Origin of the sequence: Gemmobacter nanjingensis, assembly GCF_014652195.1 — a bacterium.
In the GTDB taxonomy this organism is placed as follows: Bacteria; Pseudomonadota; Alphaproteobacteria; order Rhodobacterales; family Rhodobacteraceae; genus Gemmobacter; species Gemmobacter caeni.
The window spans coordinates 39,865-54,457 of sequence record NZ_BMYI01000011.1 but is presented as its reverse complement, the minus strand read 5'-3'; the positions used below and the strand labels follow the sequence as shown (position 1 = coordinate 54,457).

General features: G+C 58.9%; 17 protein-coding genes. 8 read left to right on the top strand and 9 right to left on the bottom strand.

The window, feature by feature from the left end; genetic code table 11:
• The first annotated feature begins 103 nt into the window (after positions 1-103).
• Genes rph through IE126_RS16550 form a run of 4 tightly spaced genes read left to right on the top strand, consistent with a single transcriptional unit; the run spans position 104 to position 2,975 of the window.
• Positions 104-817, top strand: a complete 714-nt coding sequence (gene rph, locus IE126_RS16565; RefSeq protein ID WP_108130356.1) for a ribonuclease PH — start codon at positions 104-106, stop codon at positions 815-817.
• On the top strand, positions 817-1,422 hold the full coding sequence (rdgB, locus tag IE126_RS16560; RefSeq protein ID WP_108130355.1) for an RdgB/HAM1 family non-canonical purine NTP pyrophosphatase: 606 nt from the start codon (positions 817-819) through the stop codon (positions 1,420-1,422). The genes rph and rdgB overlap by 1 nt, the downstream gene beginning before the upstream one ends.
• Complete coding sequence (gene hemW / locus IE126_RS16555) at positions 1,419-2,621, top strand: radical SAM family heme chaperone HemW (RefSeq protein WP_229825602.1); 1,203 nt, start codon at positions 1,419-1,421, stop codon at positions 2,619-2,621. Before rdgB ends, hemW begins: the two co-directional genes overlap by 4 nt.
• Positions 2,622-2,975 carry a YbaN family protein gene (locus tag IE126_RS16550; protein WP_189381645.1) on the top strand — a complete coding sequence of 118 codons (354 nt, stop codon included), beginning with the start codon at positions 2,622-2,624 and terminating at the stop codon, positions 2,973-2,975.
• Here the strand turns inward: IE126_RS16550 and IE126_RS16545 are convergent.
• The 7 genes from IE126_RS16545 to IE126_RS16515 form a co-directional block, all read right to left on the bottom strand.
• Entirely contained in the window at positions 2,950-3,849 is a 900-nt protein-coding gene (locus IE126_RS16545; RefSeq protein WP_189381644.1) for a ParB/RepB/Spo0J family partition protein, read from the bottom strand. The genes IE126_RS16550 and IE126_RS16545 overlap by 26 nt on opposite strands.
• 2 nt (positions 3,850-3,851) lie before the next feature.
• Entirely contained in the window at positions 3,852-4,667 is an 816-nt protein-coding gene (locus IE126_RS16540; protein ID WP_054304184.1) for a ParA family protein, read from the bottom strand.
• Complete coding sequence (rsmG, locus tag IE126_RS16535) at positions 4,660-5,280, bottom strand: 16S rRNA (guanine(527)-N(7))-methyltransferase RsmG (RefSeq protein ID WP_229825600.1); 621 nt, start codon at positions 5,278-5,280, stop codon at positions 4,660-4,662. Before rsmG ends, IE126_RS16540 begins: the two co-directional genes overlap by 8 nt.
• Positions 5,277-7,142 carry a tRNA uridine-5-carboxymethylaminomethyl(34) synthesis enzyme MnmG gene (gene mnmG / locus IE126_RS16530; protein WP_189381643.1) on the bottom strand — a complete coding sequence of 622 codons (1,866 nt, stop codon included), beginning with the start codon at positions 7,140-7,142 and terminating at the stop codon, positions 5,277-5,279. Before mnmG ends, rsmG begins: the two co-directional genes overlap by 4 nt.
• An 11-nt stretch (positions 7,143-7,153) precedes the next feature.
• A complete protein-coding gene (mnmE, locus tag IE126_RS16525) occupies positions 7,154-8,446 on the bottom strand; it encodes a tRNA uridine-5-carboxymethylaminomethyl(34) synthesis GTPase MnmE (protein ID WP_189381642.1) in 1,293 nt (430 codons plus the stop codon).
• A 23-nt stretch (positions 8,447-8,469) separates the two neighbouring features.
• On the bottom strand, positions 8,470-9,741 hold the full coding sequence (gene rho / locus IE126_RS16520) for a transcription termination factor Rho (protein WP_054304187.1): 1,272 nt from the start codon (positions 9,739-9,741) through the stop codon (positions 8,470-8,472).
• Between the two features lie 126 nt (positions 9,742-9,867).
• Complete coding sequence (locus IE126_RS16515; protein WP_189381641.1) at positions 9,868-10,317, bottom strand: CopD family protein; 450 nt, start codon at positions 10,315-10,317, stop codon at positions 9,868-9,870.
• Between the two features lie 403 nt (positions 10,318-10,720).
• Between IE126_RS16515 and IE126_RS16510 the strand changes: the two genes are divergently transcribed.
• From IE126_RS16510 to dnaQ, 4 genes are read left to right on the top strand one after another with little or no spacing between them, the layout of a single operon-like run.
• Positions 10,721-11,320: a Maf family protein gene (locus IE126_RS16510; RefSeq protein WP_108130352.1), complete on the top strand. Its 600-nt coding sequence runs from the start codon at positions 10,721-10,723 to the stop codon at positions 11,318-11,320.
• Complete coding sequence (locus tag IE126_RS16505; protein ID WP_108130351.1) at positions 11,317-12,156, top strand: shikimate dehydrogenase; 840 nt, start codon at positions 11,317-11,319, stop codon at positions 12,154-12,156. Before IE126_RS16510 ends, IE126_RS16505 begins: the two co-directional genes overlap by 4 nt.
• Positions 12,153-12,746, top strand: coding sequence for a dephospho-CoA kinase (coaE, locus tag IE126_RS16500; protein ID WP_108130350.1), 594 nt, complete (start codon positions 12,153-12,155; stop codon positions 12,744-12,746). Before IE126_RS16505 ends, coaE begins: the two co-directional genes overlap by 4 nt.
• Entirely contained in the window at positions 12,739-13,437 is a 699-nt protein-coding gene (gene dnaQ, locus IE126_RS16495; RefSeq protein WP_054304192.1) for a DNA polymerase III subunit epsilon, read from the top strand. Before coaE ends, dnaQ begins: the two co-directional genes overlap by 8 nt.
• Here dnaQ and secB read toward each other — a convergent pair whose 3' ends face one another.
• Positions 13,438-13,956 (bottom strand): protein-export chaperone SecB, encoded by a 519-nt coding sequence (gene secB / locus IE126_RS16490; RefSeq protein WP_054304193.1) that lies wholly within the window; start codon positions 13,954-13,956, stop codon positions 13,438-13,440.
• A gap of 73 nt (positions 13,957-14,029) precedes the next feature.
• The gene (locus tag IE126_RS16485; RefSeq protein WP_189381640.1) at positions 14,030-14,500 is read right to left on the bottom strand and encodes an FxsA family protein; all 471 of its coding nucleotides are present in this window, start codon (positions 14,498-14,500) and stop codon (positions 14,030-14,032) included.
• Positions 14,501-14,593 lie beyond the last annotated feature (93 nt).

Here is a 14,593-nt window from a genome sequence, read left to right as displayed (position 1 = left end):
ACTGGAAGTTCAATAAAGGTGGGGAACGCGGCAGCGTCAATAACAGTTGCATCCCATATAGGGCTGGCGATACCTGAAGGCACCCAATTACAGGATGACAAAGATGCGGCCTTCCGGAAGAAAACTCGATCAACTTCGTGCAGTCAGCATCGAGACCAATGTCTCGTTGCATGCTGAAGGGTCCTGCCTCATCCGCATGGGAAATACCCATGTCATCTGCACCGCGACAATCGAAGACAAGACTCCGCCCTTCCTGAAGAACACGGGACTGGGTTGGGTAACGGCTGAATACGGCATGCTTCCCCGCGCCACAACCAGCCGCACTCGTCGGGAGGCTGCCGCTGGCAAGCAAGGCGGGCGGACGCAGGAGATTCAGCGCCTGATTGGCCGCTCGCTACGCGCGGGGATTGATCGCTCGGCGCTTGGCGAACGGCAGATTGTGGTGGACTGCGATGTGATCCAGGCCGATGGCGGCACACGTTGTGCCTCTATCACCGGCGGCTGGGTCGCCTTGCGCCTTGCGGTAAACAAGCTTCTTAAGGCCGGCCTTCTGACAAGCGATCCGATCATGGACAACGTCGCCGCCGTTTCCTGCGGGATCTACGCAGGCCAACCCGTGCTCGACCTGGATTACCCCGAGGACTCCGCCGCAGGCACCGATGGCAACTTCGTTTTGACGGGATCGCAACGATTGATCGAAGTTCAGATGTCAGCGGAAGGCGCGACCTTCTCACGGGAGCAGATGGCACAGTTGCTTGACCTTGCAGAGAGGGGCATTGCCGATCTTGTCGCGATCCAGAACTCGGCCATCGCATAATGCGGAAGTTTTCGGATCAAACACTTCTGGTTGCCACCCACAACAAGGGCAAGCTCGAGGAAATCGCCGACCTGCTGAAACCTTTTGGCATCTCGGTGGTTTCTGCGGCAGATCTGGGGCTGGCAGAGCCTGCGGAAACCGAGACGACCTTCGTCGGAAACGCGCGCATTAAAGCCCACGCCGCCGCTCGGGCAGCCGGTCTGCCTGCACTGGCGGACGATTCCGGTCTTTCCGTTCAGGCTTTGGGCGGCGCGCCCGGGGTCTATACGGCAGATTGGGCTGAAACGCCGGATGGCAGGAATTTCGGGATGGCCATGCAGCGCGTGCAAGACGAGCTTTGCAGCATCGCCGCCGCGCCACCTTATCATGCCAGCTTCTGCTGCACCTTGGTTCTCGCCTGGCCTGATGGCCATGACGAAGTGTTCGAAGGCCAGATGCCGGGGCATCTCAGCTGGCCTCCACGGGGGGATCAGGGGCATGGCTACGACCCGATTTTTATCCCCGAAGGTTACAGCCAGACCTTTGGTGAGATGGATCGCTGGGAAAAAAACCGGATCAGCCATCGCGCCAGAGCATTCCATAAGCTCATGGAGTGTTTCACGTGAAACATCCCCTGCCCCGGGCTCCCGCAGATACCGCGCCAATTGCGAAGGAAGACTGGCGGTCCGGAGGCTTCGGGCTGTATCTTCACTGGCCCTTCTGCCAGTCGAAATGCCCCTATTGCGATTTCAACAGCCATGTCGCCGGGAAGATCGACCAAAGTGCCTGGGCAGCCGCCTATGAACAGGAGATTGATCGCGTCGCCACAATGACAGGGCGGCGCGTACTCAATTCGATCTATTTTGGCGGTGGGACCCCTTCCCTGATGCGACCGGACACCGTGGCAGCGATCCTTGAACGCGCCGCAGATCACTGGGACTTCGCGAACGACATCGAGATTACGCTGGAGGCAAACCCCGGCTCTGTGGATGCGGCCAATTTTCAGGGCTATCGCACGGCTGGCGTGAACCGGGTTTCTCTCGGCATGCAGGCTCTGGACGACACCGACCTGCGAATGCTTGGCCGCAAGCATACCGTCGCAGAGGGGCTCCGCGCACTTGACATCGCGCAGGGTACGTTTGACCGCGTTTCCTTCGACCTTATCTATGCCCGCCAGAACCAAAGCCTTGAAAGCTGGCAGAAGGAGCTTGCCCGGGCTATCGCACTTGGCGCCTCCCATATGTCGCTATACCAGCTGACAATTGAACAAGGCACTGTCTTTGGCGAGCGCTTTGCACGCGGACAGCTGTTGGGCCTTCCCGATGAGAACCAGGGCGCAGATTTCTTCGCCGTGACACAAGACATGATGGAAGCAGCCGGGCTGCCTGCCTATGAGGTTTCCAATCACGCCCGCATTGGCACTGAATCCCGGCACAACATGATTTACTGGTCGGCAGGTGACTATGCGGGCGTCGGGCCCGGGGCGCATGGTCGCCTGACGCTTGGCGATACTCGCTATGCCACGACGATGCAGCCGATGCCCGTCCAATGGTGTGAAACAGCCAAAGATCGAGGCAATCTGGAACTGGAGCCGCTGGGAGAGATGGATTGCGCCCTCGAATACCTCCTGATGGGCCTCCGGCTCGGTAGCGGTATCTCACTTTCTCGTCTGGAGGCTATGGCACACGCATCCATCCGTGCCGGCAAGCTGGCCGAGCTGAGTGAGCTGGGCATGATCGACCTGCAAGCAGACACTTTGCGCGTCACAAGAAAGGGTCGCCCGCTTCTGAATGCGGTGATCGAGCAGCTGGCAGGGGCACTTTAGATGCGCATTCTCTGGCTTCTGCTCGGAGTGCTGGCCCTCGCCCTGGGTGTCATCGGCATTGTCACTCCGATCCTGCCCACGGTGCCATTCCTTATCCTTGCTGCATTCGGATTTTCGAAATCCTCAGAACGCCTCCATAACTGGATCATCTCGCATCCGAGGCTGGGGCCACCTATTATGGCCTGGCGCGAGCGGGGTGCGATTTCTCCTTGGGCGAAGCGGCTGAGCACAGGTTCAATGGTTGCTTCCGTACTGCTGGCTCTGGCAATCGGGCTGGATTATCGCGTCTTAGCCCTGCAGGCGACCGCAATGGCCGCCGCTGCATTGTTCATATGGACACGTCCCGACGCATGACAGAAAGCGTTTGGCACAGCAAATCCAGCTCGTCGAGCGACCGATAGCGAATCGACAATGTGCCCTCACCATCGACCCCATGCGCGATGGTCACGCCCATTCCAAGATTCGCTGACAGATCGAGTTCAAGGGCTCTTGTATCCGCATCTTTCTCCGATGCCCCGGCCTGAGCGGATCGCCGGTTGCGAGCGGGCGCCCCAACCTTCCGAACCAGCTCTTCGGTCTCCCGCACAGACAGGCCCTTCGCGATGACCTCTTGCGCAATGGCAGAGGCATCGGAATGGGTTACCAGTGCCCGTGCATGACCGGCGCTCAGCCGCCCGTCACGGACATGCCGCTGCACATCTTCGGGCAGGTTCAAAAGCCGCAGCAGGTTCGCGATATAGCTGCGGCTCTTGGAAAGCGCCTCTGCCAGCTTTTCCTGGGTATGGCCAAAACGGTCCATCAGCTGCCGGAAAGCCAGAGCCTCTTCGATCGCGTTCAGGTCCTCGCGCTGAATGTTCTCGATAATCGCGATCTCAAGCACTTCCGTGTCATCGAAATCCCGGATCAGAACAGGAAGCTGATGCAGGTTTGCAAGTTGGGCCGCCCGCCAGCGCCGCTCACCCGCCACAATCTCATATCCCGCTTCCACCGGCCTTACGATCAGCGGCTGCAATACACCCTTCTGACGGATCGACGCTGCAAGATCCTCCAGATCACCATCCGTAAAACTGCGACGGGGCTGATCCGGGTTCGGCTTTATGGCCTCGATGGGCAGGACATCCGGCTTTCGGGCGGTTCCCGGAACCTCCTGAGGGTTGCTCACGCTCACATCGGCCATCAACGCGGAAAGGCCACGGCCAAGGCCACGGCGTTCAACTTTCTTTTCCATCGTCAGATCCTTTCCTGCGCTAATCCGTGCCGCACCGCCAGTTCCAGAGCCAAGGCGCGATAAGCTTCGCTTCCCTTGGAGGCAGAATCATAAGTCAGCACCGGCATTGCATAAGAAGGCGCCTCGCTGACGCGGACATTCCGCGGCACGATGGTCTTGAAAACCAGATCACCCAGCGTCGCACGGGCATCAGCCTCAACCTGCTGGGAAAGGTTGTTCCGCGCATCGTGCATGGTCAGAACCACCCCTTCGATCCGCAAGGCAGGATTTGCTGCCTCCCGGACCTGGCGGATGGTCAGCATGAGCTGGGACAAGCCCTCCAACGCGAAAAACTCGCTCTGCAAAGGAATAAGCACCGAATGTGCGGCGCAAAGGGCGTTCACGGTCAGCAAGCTCAGCGAGGGTGGGCAGTCCAGCAGGACATAATCCAGCTTCAGATTGTCGATATCGATGGCGCGCAAGGCATCGTGCAACAGAAAACTGCGCTTCTCGTTCGCTACAAGCTCGATATCGGCCGAGGCAAGATCTGCGTTGGCCGGACAAATCAACAGGTTCTCGATGATTGTGGTCTGAACCGCGTCCGAGATCGGCACATCATCCAGCAGCACGTCGTAAGTGGTAACTGCCCGGTCTTGTGCCTCAATCCCGAGGCCGGTGGACGCATTCCCCTGCGGATCAAGATCAACCACCAGCACCCGGGCACCCAGTTCGACCAGCCCGGCCGCCAGATTGATGGCGGTTGTCGTCTTTCCAACGCCACCCTTCTGATTGGTGACCGCCACGATACGGGGAAGCTTCGGTCGGCTGGGATCAGACATGACGGATCTTCGAAAGTTTCAGGATTTCAGAGTTCGCACTTGTGATACTCGGGAAGCGTACAAGATCAAAGTGCCAATGCTGCATTGCAGCCTCAATCTCCTGCCCGGCGGTCTCGCCCTTCGGAAAAATACATATCCCGTCTGGTGCGAGGAGCGGTGAAGCCAAGGTGCAAAGATCCGTCAAAGGCGCCAGCGCGCGCGCAGAAACGACATCAGCACGAAGTTCCACCGGCAGATTTTCCACGCGGCAAGCATAAACCTTTACAGGAAGCGCAAGCTCCATCGCAACCTGCCGCAGAAACGTTGCCTTTCGCTGGTCAGATTCAACCAGAACAAAATTCAACTCCCGCTCCAGATCGCGACTCAGAATCGCCAGAACAAGCCCCGGAAGACCCCCACCAGAGCCGAGATCCACCCAACTTGAAGCCTGGGCAGGCAGCATTCTGAAAAGCTGGGCGGAATCGGCAATATGCCTTGTCCAGATATCGGCAACCGTTCCTTTTGAAACGAGGTTGATCGCCTTGTTCCACTTTTCCAGCAGCTTGACATACCGCGTCAGCGCATCAGATGTTTCACGTGAAACATCTACTCCGATACCATCAGGAAGCGTCACGAGGCAATCCGTTCAGGTTTCTCTTTTGAAATCCGCGCCATTATCAGAACCAAAGCCGCAGGCGTCATCCCTTCGATCCGGCTTGCCTGACCAATATTGGCCGGCTGTATCCGGCTGAGCTTGTCTGCCAGCTCATTCGAAAGCCCTGAAATGGCGCGGTAATCCAGCGAGGGTGGGATCATATTTCCCTCATCCTGCCGAATTGCCATCACATCCGTCTTCTGCCGATCCGAAAATGCATCATAGAGCGCATCAATGCGCAGCTGCATCTTGATATCATCCGGCAGACTATCAAAATCTTCGGCCAGGCCACGCAGATCATTCGGCCCAACATCAGGGAAGGTCAAAAGCTGCAACGCCGAGCGCCGCCCCCCTTCCAGGCTCACATTGATCCCCATGGCAACGGCCTCTTTCGGTGCCACCTGACACGCAGACAGCGCAGCACGGCCCTGGGCAAGCTGCCTCGACTTCGTTTCAAACAATGCCCAGCGTTCATCGCTGATACAACCGGCCTCGCGGCCCTTCGTTGTCAACCTCTGATCCGCATTATCTGCACGAAGCAACAACCGAAACTCTGCTCGGGAAGTGAACATGCGATATGGCTCGGTGACGCCGAAGGTCAGGAGATCATCGATCATTACGCCGATATAGCTATCGGTGCGCGAGAAGATGATGGCATCGCGCCCCAGCGCCGTCGCCGCAGCGTTCAGGCCTGCAACCAGCCCCTGCGCCGCAGCTTCTTCATATCCCGTCGTGCCATTGATCTGCCCGGCAAAGTAAAGCCCCTGAAGCGCACGCGTTTCCAGCGTCTGCTTCAGGCTGCGAGGATCGAAGAAATCGTATTCGATAGCATAAGCCGGCTGAAGAATACGGGTGTTCTCCAGCCCGCGGATGGACCGCACATAAGCTTCTTGCACTTCAATCGGCAAGGAGCTGGAAATCCCATTCGGATAGACCGTATCGTCATCCAGGCCCTCAGGTTCAAGAAACACCTGATGGCTGGTCTTGTCAGCAAAACGAACAACCTTATCCTCGATCGAGGGGCAGTATCGCGGCCCTACTCCTTCGATATGCCCCCCATACATCGCTGACCGATCCAGATTTTTCCGAATGATGTCATGCGTCTGCTCGTTAGTATGAGTAATTCCGCAAGAGATCTGCCGGACAAAAGGTTTCCGGTGGGGAAAGGAAAACAGAACCGGATCGGCATCGCCCTCCTGCCTGTCCAGAATCGACCAGTCGATGCTCCGTCCATCCAGTCGCGGTGGAGTTCCGGTTTTCAGCCGACCGCGCGGCAGATCAAACTCTGCAAGGCGATCCGCCAGCAGGATCGAAGGCCTGTCCCCCATCCGGCCAGCACTGCGCTTCACATCACCAATGTGAATCACGCCATTGAGGAAGGTTCCCGCCGTCAGGATCACCTGTCGCGCAAGTATCTCGCTTTGATCTGCGAGCATGACACCATGAACCTTGCCATCCCTGGCAAGGATATCGGCCACTTCTCCCTCAACAATCTCAAGATTTTCATAATTGGAAAGCGCTGCAAACATTTCGGCCCGATAGATCTTGCGATCCGCCTGCGCCCGAGGCCCCTGCACTGCCGGGCCTTTCCGCCTGTTCAGCAGACGAAACTGAATTCCTGCACGGTCGGCAACACGGCCCATCACACCATCCAGCGCGTCGATTTCGCGCACGATATGCCCCTTCCCAAGCCCACCAATGGCCGGGTTACAGGACATGGTGCCGATATCTGCCATTCGCAACGTTACCAATGCCGTGCGCGCACCCATCCGCGCAGCTGCTGCCGCAGCCTCACAGCCCGCATGACCTGCGCCAATGACAATGACATCGAAATGTTTCACGTGGAACACTCCTACTTTCCGATGCAGAAACTCGAGAAAATCTCACCGAGGATATCTTCAACCCCGATCCTGCCAATCAGCATATCCAGCGACCGGCTCGCCGCACGAAGGGATTCGGCAACCAGTTCTACCCGGCTATCATAGCTGGACAGCCAGGCAAGTGCGACCTTCAATGACGCGGCCGCATCCATCAAGGCCAGCCTCTGACGTTCACGGATCAGCAGCGGCTCACCATCATAGCGACCGCTCAATTGCTGGCCAATCCGTTCAACCAACCTGTCGAGGCCCTGCCCCGTCTTGCCAGAAACAGAAAGAATATCGGCATCTTCCCACAGATCAGCCTTACCGAGGAGGATGATATCCCCCTCCTTCGGTGTCATCGGCAACACATCGGCTCTGTTTTCCAGCAGGAATATCCGCAGATCGGCCTGACCCGCGCGCTCTATGGCACGGGCAATACCGATGCCCTCCACATGATCGTCGGTTTCGCGCAGCCCCGCAGTATCCAGCAAGGTGACCGGAAATCCGGCGATGTCCATTCGGACTTCGATCACATCGCGCGTCGTGCCTGCGACCTCGGAGGTAATCGCAGCCTCCCGCCCCGCCAACGCATTTAGCAGCGTCGACTTGCCTGCATTCGGTGCACCAACGATCGCCACCTCGAAGCCTTGACGGACCCTTTCTGCGACCGCAGATGCCGAAATCTCTTTCTGCATCTCATCGAGGAGAGTGGTGGTAATATCACGAACCTCAGGGGTAACGTCGACCGGGACATCCTCATCAACAAAATCAATCGTCGCTTCAATCAGCGCAGCCGCGCGCAGCAGGCGCCCGCGCCACGCCTCCACCCGCTGACCGATATGCCCGGAAAGAACGCGCACAGCCTGACGACGCTGAGCCTCGGTTTCCGCGTCGATCAGATCGGCCAGTGCTTCGACCTGAGCAAGATCCAGTCGCCCGTTCTCTAGGGCCCGGCGCGTAAACTCCCCGGGACCCGCAGGCCGCAAGCCTGGAATCGTTGACATCGCGCGCAGGACGGCACCCGTTACGGCAATCGAACCATGGAGGTGGAACTCTGCAACGGCCTCCCCCGTAAAGCTCCGCTCCGCGCCGAACAGCAGCAGCAGGCCTTCGTCCAAAATCTCGCCATCCAGCTCGATCTTGCGAAGGACGGCCTGACGTTCAGGTGGCAAAGCGCCACGCGTCAGCTTTCGCGCAGCCTCAAAGGCTGCGGGTCCGGACACCCGAATGATCGCCACGCCCGCACGTCCGCGAGCCGAGGCCAAGGCATAAATCGTATCCATCCCGCACCCGTATCACGCCGTGATCAGGTATTCATCGAATCGAAGAATTCGGAATTGCTCTTGGTCTGCTTCAGCTTCCCGATCAGGAACTCGATGGCATCCGTGGTACCCATCGGGTTCAGGATACGGCGCAGCACATAGGTCTTTTGCAGATCCGCCTTCTCGACCAGAAGATCCTCCTTCCGGGTACCGGATTTGAGAATATCCATCGCCGGGAATACCCGCTTGTCCGCGACTTTACGGTCCAGCACGATCTCGCTGTTACCTGTGCCCTTGAATTCTTCAAAGATCACTTCGTCCATCCGGCTGCCCGTGTCGATCAGCGCCGTTGCGATGATGGTCAACGAGCCGCCTTCCTCGATGTTTCGCGCCGCCCCAAAGAACCGCTTCGGCCTCTGCAGAGCATTGGCATCAACACCGCCGGTCAACACCTTGCCGCTCGACGGTACCACGGTGTTGAAAGCCCGGCCCAGACGCGTAATCGAGTCCAGCAGGATAACGACATCACGCTTGTGCTCGACCAGGCGTTTCGCCTTCTCGATCACCATTTCCGCCACCGCAACGTGCCGGGTGGCAGGTTCGTCGAAGGTCGAGGAAACGACCTCGCCCCTGACGCTGCGCTGCATGTCCGTCACTTCTTCAGGACGTTCGTCGATCAGCAGAACGATCAGATAGCATTCCGGGTGGTTAACCTCGATGGAATGCGCAATATTCTGCAAAAGCACGGTTTTACCCGTGCGCGGCGGTGCCACGATCAGCGCCCGCTGGCCCTTCCCGATAGGGGCCACCAGGTCAATGATACGGGCCGAACGGTCCTTGATGGTCGGGTCTTCAATTTCCATCTTCAGCCGCTCATCGGGGTAAAGCGGCGTCAGGTTGTCGAAATGGACCTTGTGCTTGGCCTTCTCGGGATCGTCAAAGTTGATTCGCTCCGCTTTCACGAGGCTGAAATAGCGCTCATTGTCCCGCGGCCCCTGAATGACACCCTCGATGGTGTCCCCGGTGCGCAGGCTGAACTGGCGGATCATCTCGGGGCTGACATAGATGTCATCGGGACCAGGCAGATAGTTGGCTTCGGGGCTGCGCAAAAAGCCAAAGCCATCCTGCAACACTTCCAGAACGCCGTCGCCGCCAATCTCCCAGCCTTCTTCGGCATGCTCTTTCAGGATCGAGAACATCATCTCGCCCTTCCGCATGGAAGGCGCGTTCTCGATCTCCCATTCCTCGGCCATCGCCAGCAGTTCTGCCGGGGTCTTGGCTTTCAGATCGGAAAGGTTCAGCCGTTCAAGGGTCATGGGAAATGGTCCATCCACGAAAGCCCCAATGGGGGCCCGGATCGTTCTGTCATCGGGAAACGCATCAGGCCGGACGGCCCTGCTCAGCGGCCCACATAAGCCTGCGACAGCCCTGAGTCAACAAAATCAGAACTTCACGATGACCGAGGCCACGATCACGATCATCAGAAGCGTCGGAACTTCGTTCATCATCCGGTAGGTCCGCCCGGTCTTTGCATTCATCCCAGCGACGAAATCCTTGCGGCGGGCGGCAAGCCACATGTGAAACCATGTCATGCCAAGCACGCTCGCGGCCTTTGTCCAGGGCCAGATCATCGACCAGTCCACAATGCCGGGCGTGAGTACAAGGGCGAGTCCGAAAAGCCAGGTCGCGATCATCGCAGGATTCATGATCGCCCGCAGCAGACGCCGCTCCATAAGCTGAAAAAGAGCATCGGTTTCCGAACCTTTTGACACTTTTTCAACGTGATAGACGTAGAGCCGAGGCAGGTAGAACAGACCTGCCATCCAGCTGATCACCGAGATCACATGCAGGAACTTCAGCCAAGGATAGGCTCCCACCAGAAAATCGCCCATGTCTGCCTCCTGCTGTGCTTACCTCTTATTAATAAAAGAAAGAGAAAAAGGAATGATGTGATTGGGGCAGTGGATAACAGGATTTGCGGCGCAACCCCCAGGCTTTTCCACATACGCCCGATGGTGGATAACTTCGCATAACCTATGGAAGAAACCAGAAAATTTGGAACTTTCTCCATTATTTTCAGATAGATGAGCTTTTCTCGCAAACAGCGGTCAGCCATACCGGCATTGTGTGTTACTCCGCTGTCCCAAGCCGCCGGGATGTCCTTCCCACAGGTGGAAAAGATTCCGGCTTTGCTTGACAAACCGGGATTGCCGTCGCCAATCCTTGCCAGACGCCTGAATGACCCCAAGACCGACCTTGGGAACAAACCCAGATTTTCCACAGATACGCCCCCAGATGCCGCGCCAGATCCTGCTTGCCTCCGCTTCCCCAACGCGCCTCGCGCTTCTGCATAACGCAGGGGTCGCGGCGAGTGCGCTGCCCGCCCGCATTGATGAGGAAACCATCCGCGCCGCGCTGGAGGCTGAGGGCGCACATCCGCAGGATATCGCCGATGCTCTCGCCGAGATGAAGGCGCGCAAGATCGCTGAACGGCATCCCGATGCGCTGGTTCTTGGCTGTGATCAGGTGCTGGAGTTTGATCGTCGTGCCTGGGGCAAGCCCGCCTCGCCCGATGAAGCGCGGGTTCAACTGCTTGCGATGCGTGGCAAGACCCATCGGCTGCTGTCAGCCCTGGTTCTTTACGATCAGGCAAAGCCGGTCTGGCGCCATATCGGCCGGGTGGATCTGACCATGCGGGAGTTTTCCGACGCCTGGCTGGATGGCTACATTTCCCGCAACTGGGACAGCCTGCGCCACTCTGCCGGGGGATATAAGCTGGAAGAAGAGGGCGTGCGGCTTTTCACCGACATCCGGGGTGATTACTTTGCAGTTCTGGGGCTGCCGCTTCTGCCGCTGCTGGCCTATCTGGAACTTCGGGGGTTCATCGAGACATGACAGACCATCCGCGCCTTCCGCTGGCCGGCGTGATCGGCTCTCCGATCGCGCACAGCCGTTCGCCCGCGCTGCATGGCTACTGGCTGCGCCGCTATGGCATCAAGGGCCATTATATCCCGATGGACATTGCGCAGGCCGATCTGCCAGAGGCGCTGCGCCTGCTGCCCCGCATGGGCTTTGTCGGGCTGAACGTCACTATTCCGCATAAAGAGACCATTCTCGGCCTTGCCGATATCGTGACAGATCGCGCGGCGTTGATCGGTGCGGCCAATACGCTGATCTTCCGCAAAGATGGTCGGATTCACGCCGACAATACCGATGGCGCGGGGTTCATAGCGAATTTGCGGCAGAACGCTCCGCAGTGGAACCCCGCCGCAGGGCCGGCTGTGGTCTTTGGGGCGGGGGGTGCTGCACGGGCTGTTGTCGCTGCCTTGATCGAAGTTGGCGCGCCCGAAATCCGTATCGCAAACCGTACCCGGCCACGCGCCGAAGTCTTTCGCAGCGATTTCGGGGCGAAGGTGATGGTGCATGACTGGATTCAGGCTGGAAACATGCTCGAAGGTGCGGCGACTGTGGTTAATACCACCTCGCTGGGCATGACAGGCAAGCCGGAGTTTCGGGTGCCGCTTGATGCGATGGAACCGGGCGCCCTTGCGACGGATCTGGTCTATACACCGCTGAAAACCCAGTTCCTGATTGAGGCAGAGGCGGCGGGAGCCACGGTGGTCGACGGTCTTGGCATGTTGCTCCATCAGGCTGCGCCGGGATTCGAACGCTGGTTTGGCCATCGCCCCGAGGTTGATGAAGCGACCAGGCAGGCGGTTCTGTCAGCATGACAGCGTTTCGGCTTGGCCTCACCGGCTCGATTGGGATGGGAAAATCCACGACGGCGGAGTTTTTCCGCAAATCTGGTTTGCCGGTATGGGATGCGGATGCGGCCGTGCATCGCCTTTACGCGCCGGGCGGCGCGGCTGTTGCGCCGATTGCCAGGCTGATCCCGACCGCAGCGTCGGAGCTCGGGGTTTCACGCGACGTGCTGAAACAGGAACTGGCGAAAGACCCTGCCTTTCTTGCCGATATCGAGGCTATTGTTCATCCGCTCGTCGCAGCAGACCGGGACAGGTTCGCGGCAGAAACAGTCACTGATATTGCTGTTTTTGATATTCCTCTTCTTTTTGAGAAGGGGACAGAGGCGGAAATGGATGCCACGCTTCTGGTGACCGCCCCCCCTGCCCTGCAACGCGCGCGCGTACTAGCAAGACCCGGAATGACTGAGGCGCAGTTTGGCCTTATCCTCTCGCGGCAGATGCCCGACCCGCAGAAACGCGCCCGCGCGACACATATCATCGAAACGCTGAGCCTCGCCTCCGTCGAGGCGGCGGTCACGGCGCTGATCGCCTATATTCGGGAGAGCTGCGATGCGTGAGATCGTCCTTGATACCGAAACCACGGGATTCGAACCTTCCGAAGGGCATCGTATTGTCGAGATTGGCGCGGTCGAACTGTTCAATCATCTGCCGACCGGCAGGACGTTTCACGTTTACCTGAACCCCGAACGCCCTATGCCGAAAGAGGCGTTCGAGGTGCACGGGCTGGGGGATGATTTTCTGCGCGACAAGCCCCTGTTCCGGCAGGAAGCGCAGAATTTCCTCGATTTTGTGGGCGAAGCCAAGCTGGTCATCCACAATGCCAGCTTCGACATGAAATTCCTGAACTGGGAGTTGCGGACCCACGGCTTTCCGCAACTGCCGAACAATCAGGCTATCGACACGCTGATGATCGCGCGGTCAAGATTTCCGGGCTCGCCCGCCTCGCTGGATGCGCTGTGCCGTCGGTTCGGTATCGACAATTCGATGCGTGAAAAGCACGGAGCACTTCTCGACAGCGAAATTCTGGCAGAAGTCTATCTTGAACTGATCGGCGGGCGGCAGCCTGACCTTGTTCTGGCCCCGGCCAGCGTCACCCCGCGCAAGGATGCGGTTCAGGAAGATTCGACATGGCGTCCGCGTCCACGTCCGACCCCGCTTGCTCCGCGGATCACTGCGACGGAAGCCGCCGCCCATGAGGCCTTTGTGGCAAAGATGGGCGACGGGGCAATCTGGCTCAAGCGTGGCTGATTACTGAACCGGAACCGCTTCGGCGGATTGTGCCTGGGCGCGGCGCGCCAGTTCCTGACGATACAGCGCCAGATAATCCACGGTGTCGATATTCAGCGGCGGGAAGCCACCATCGCGCGTAATGTCCGAGATGATGCGGCGCACGAAGGGGAACAGAAGGCGCGGGCATTCGATCAGCAGGAACGGATGCAACTGCTCGTCCGGCACGCCCTCGACGTGGAAAATCCCGCCGTAATCCAGCTCCAGCAGGAACAGCGTGTCGCCGTTGGCTTTGTTCTTCGAGGTCACACGGAACTTGTGCATCACCTCGTACTGGTGATCCGCAGGGCGCTTGCGGGCGTCAAGGCTGACCGCCACCTGCACATCGGGCTGCACATCACCGCCCTGAAGGCCCTTCTGCGCGACAACATTTTCAAAGGACATGTCACGGATGAACTGGGCGAGAACGCTCATCCGCACCTGGGAGCCGCCGTTCTGCGCTTCGCCCTGGCCCTGAGTTTCGCCATTGGCTTCGGTCATTGCAAATCTCCTGTTGGTTTGGCCATTCCGGCCACCTTGATCCTGTTCTTCCTAGCATCCGCCGCGCGGCGCCTCAATCCTGCGTCCAGCCCGAACGTCGCGCTGGTGGCGGTCCCGAAGGCGGCTCGTCCAGTTCGACGAAATCCGCGTCAATCACCACGCCGTGCCGGTGCGGATCATTCATGGGCGGGCGGTGCATCTGCACCCGGCGGCCGACCATGGCAATGATCATATGCCGGACCGGAGGCAGCAGCAGCAGCAGCCCCAGCGTATCGCCCAGAAAACCCGGAAGGATCAGAAGGATCGCAGCCATCATGATCAGGCCACGCTGCGCCATGGGTGATAACGGATCCCCGATCCCGTTCATGGCCTGACGCAGATCAAGTGCCATGCGTTGCCCTTGCAGCCGCAGCAGACCGGAACCCAGAACCGCCGTGCCCAGGATCACCAGCAGCGACAGGCCAAGGCCCAGCCAGCCACCGACCGTGATGAACAGTGCTATTTCAATCAGCGTCAGCACCAGGATCGGGCCAAACAGCCGCATCTTGCAATCTCCCGCCATGAACTTCGTGGTGTGAAGGTAGACTTGTCCACACCCCTTCCCTACATAGGGGCGAAGGGGGCCAGTTACCAACCC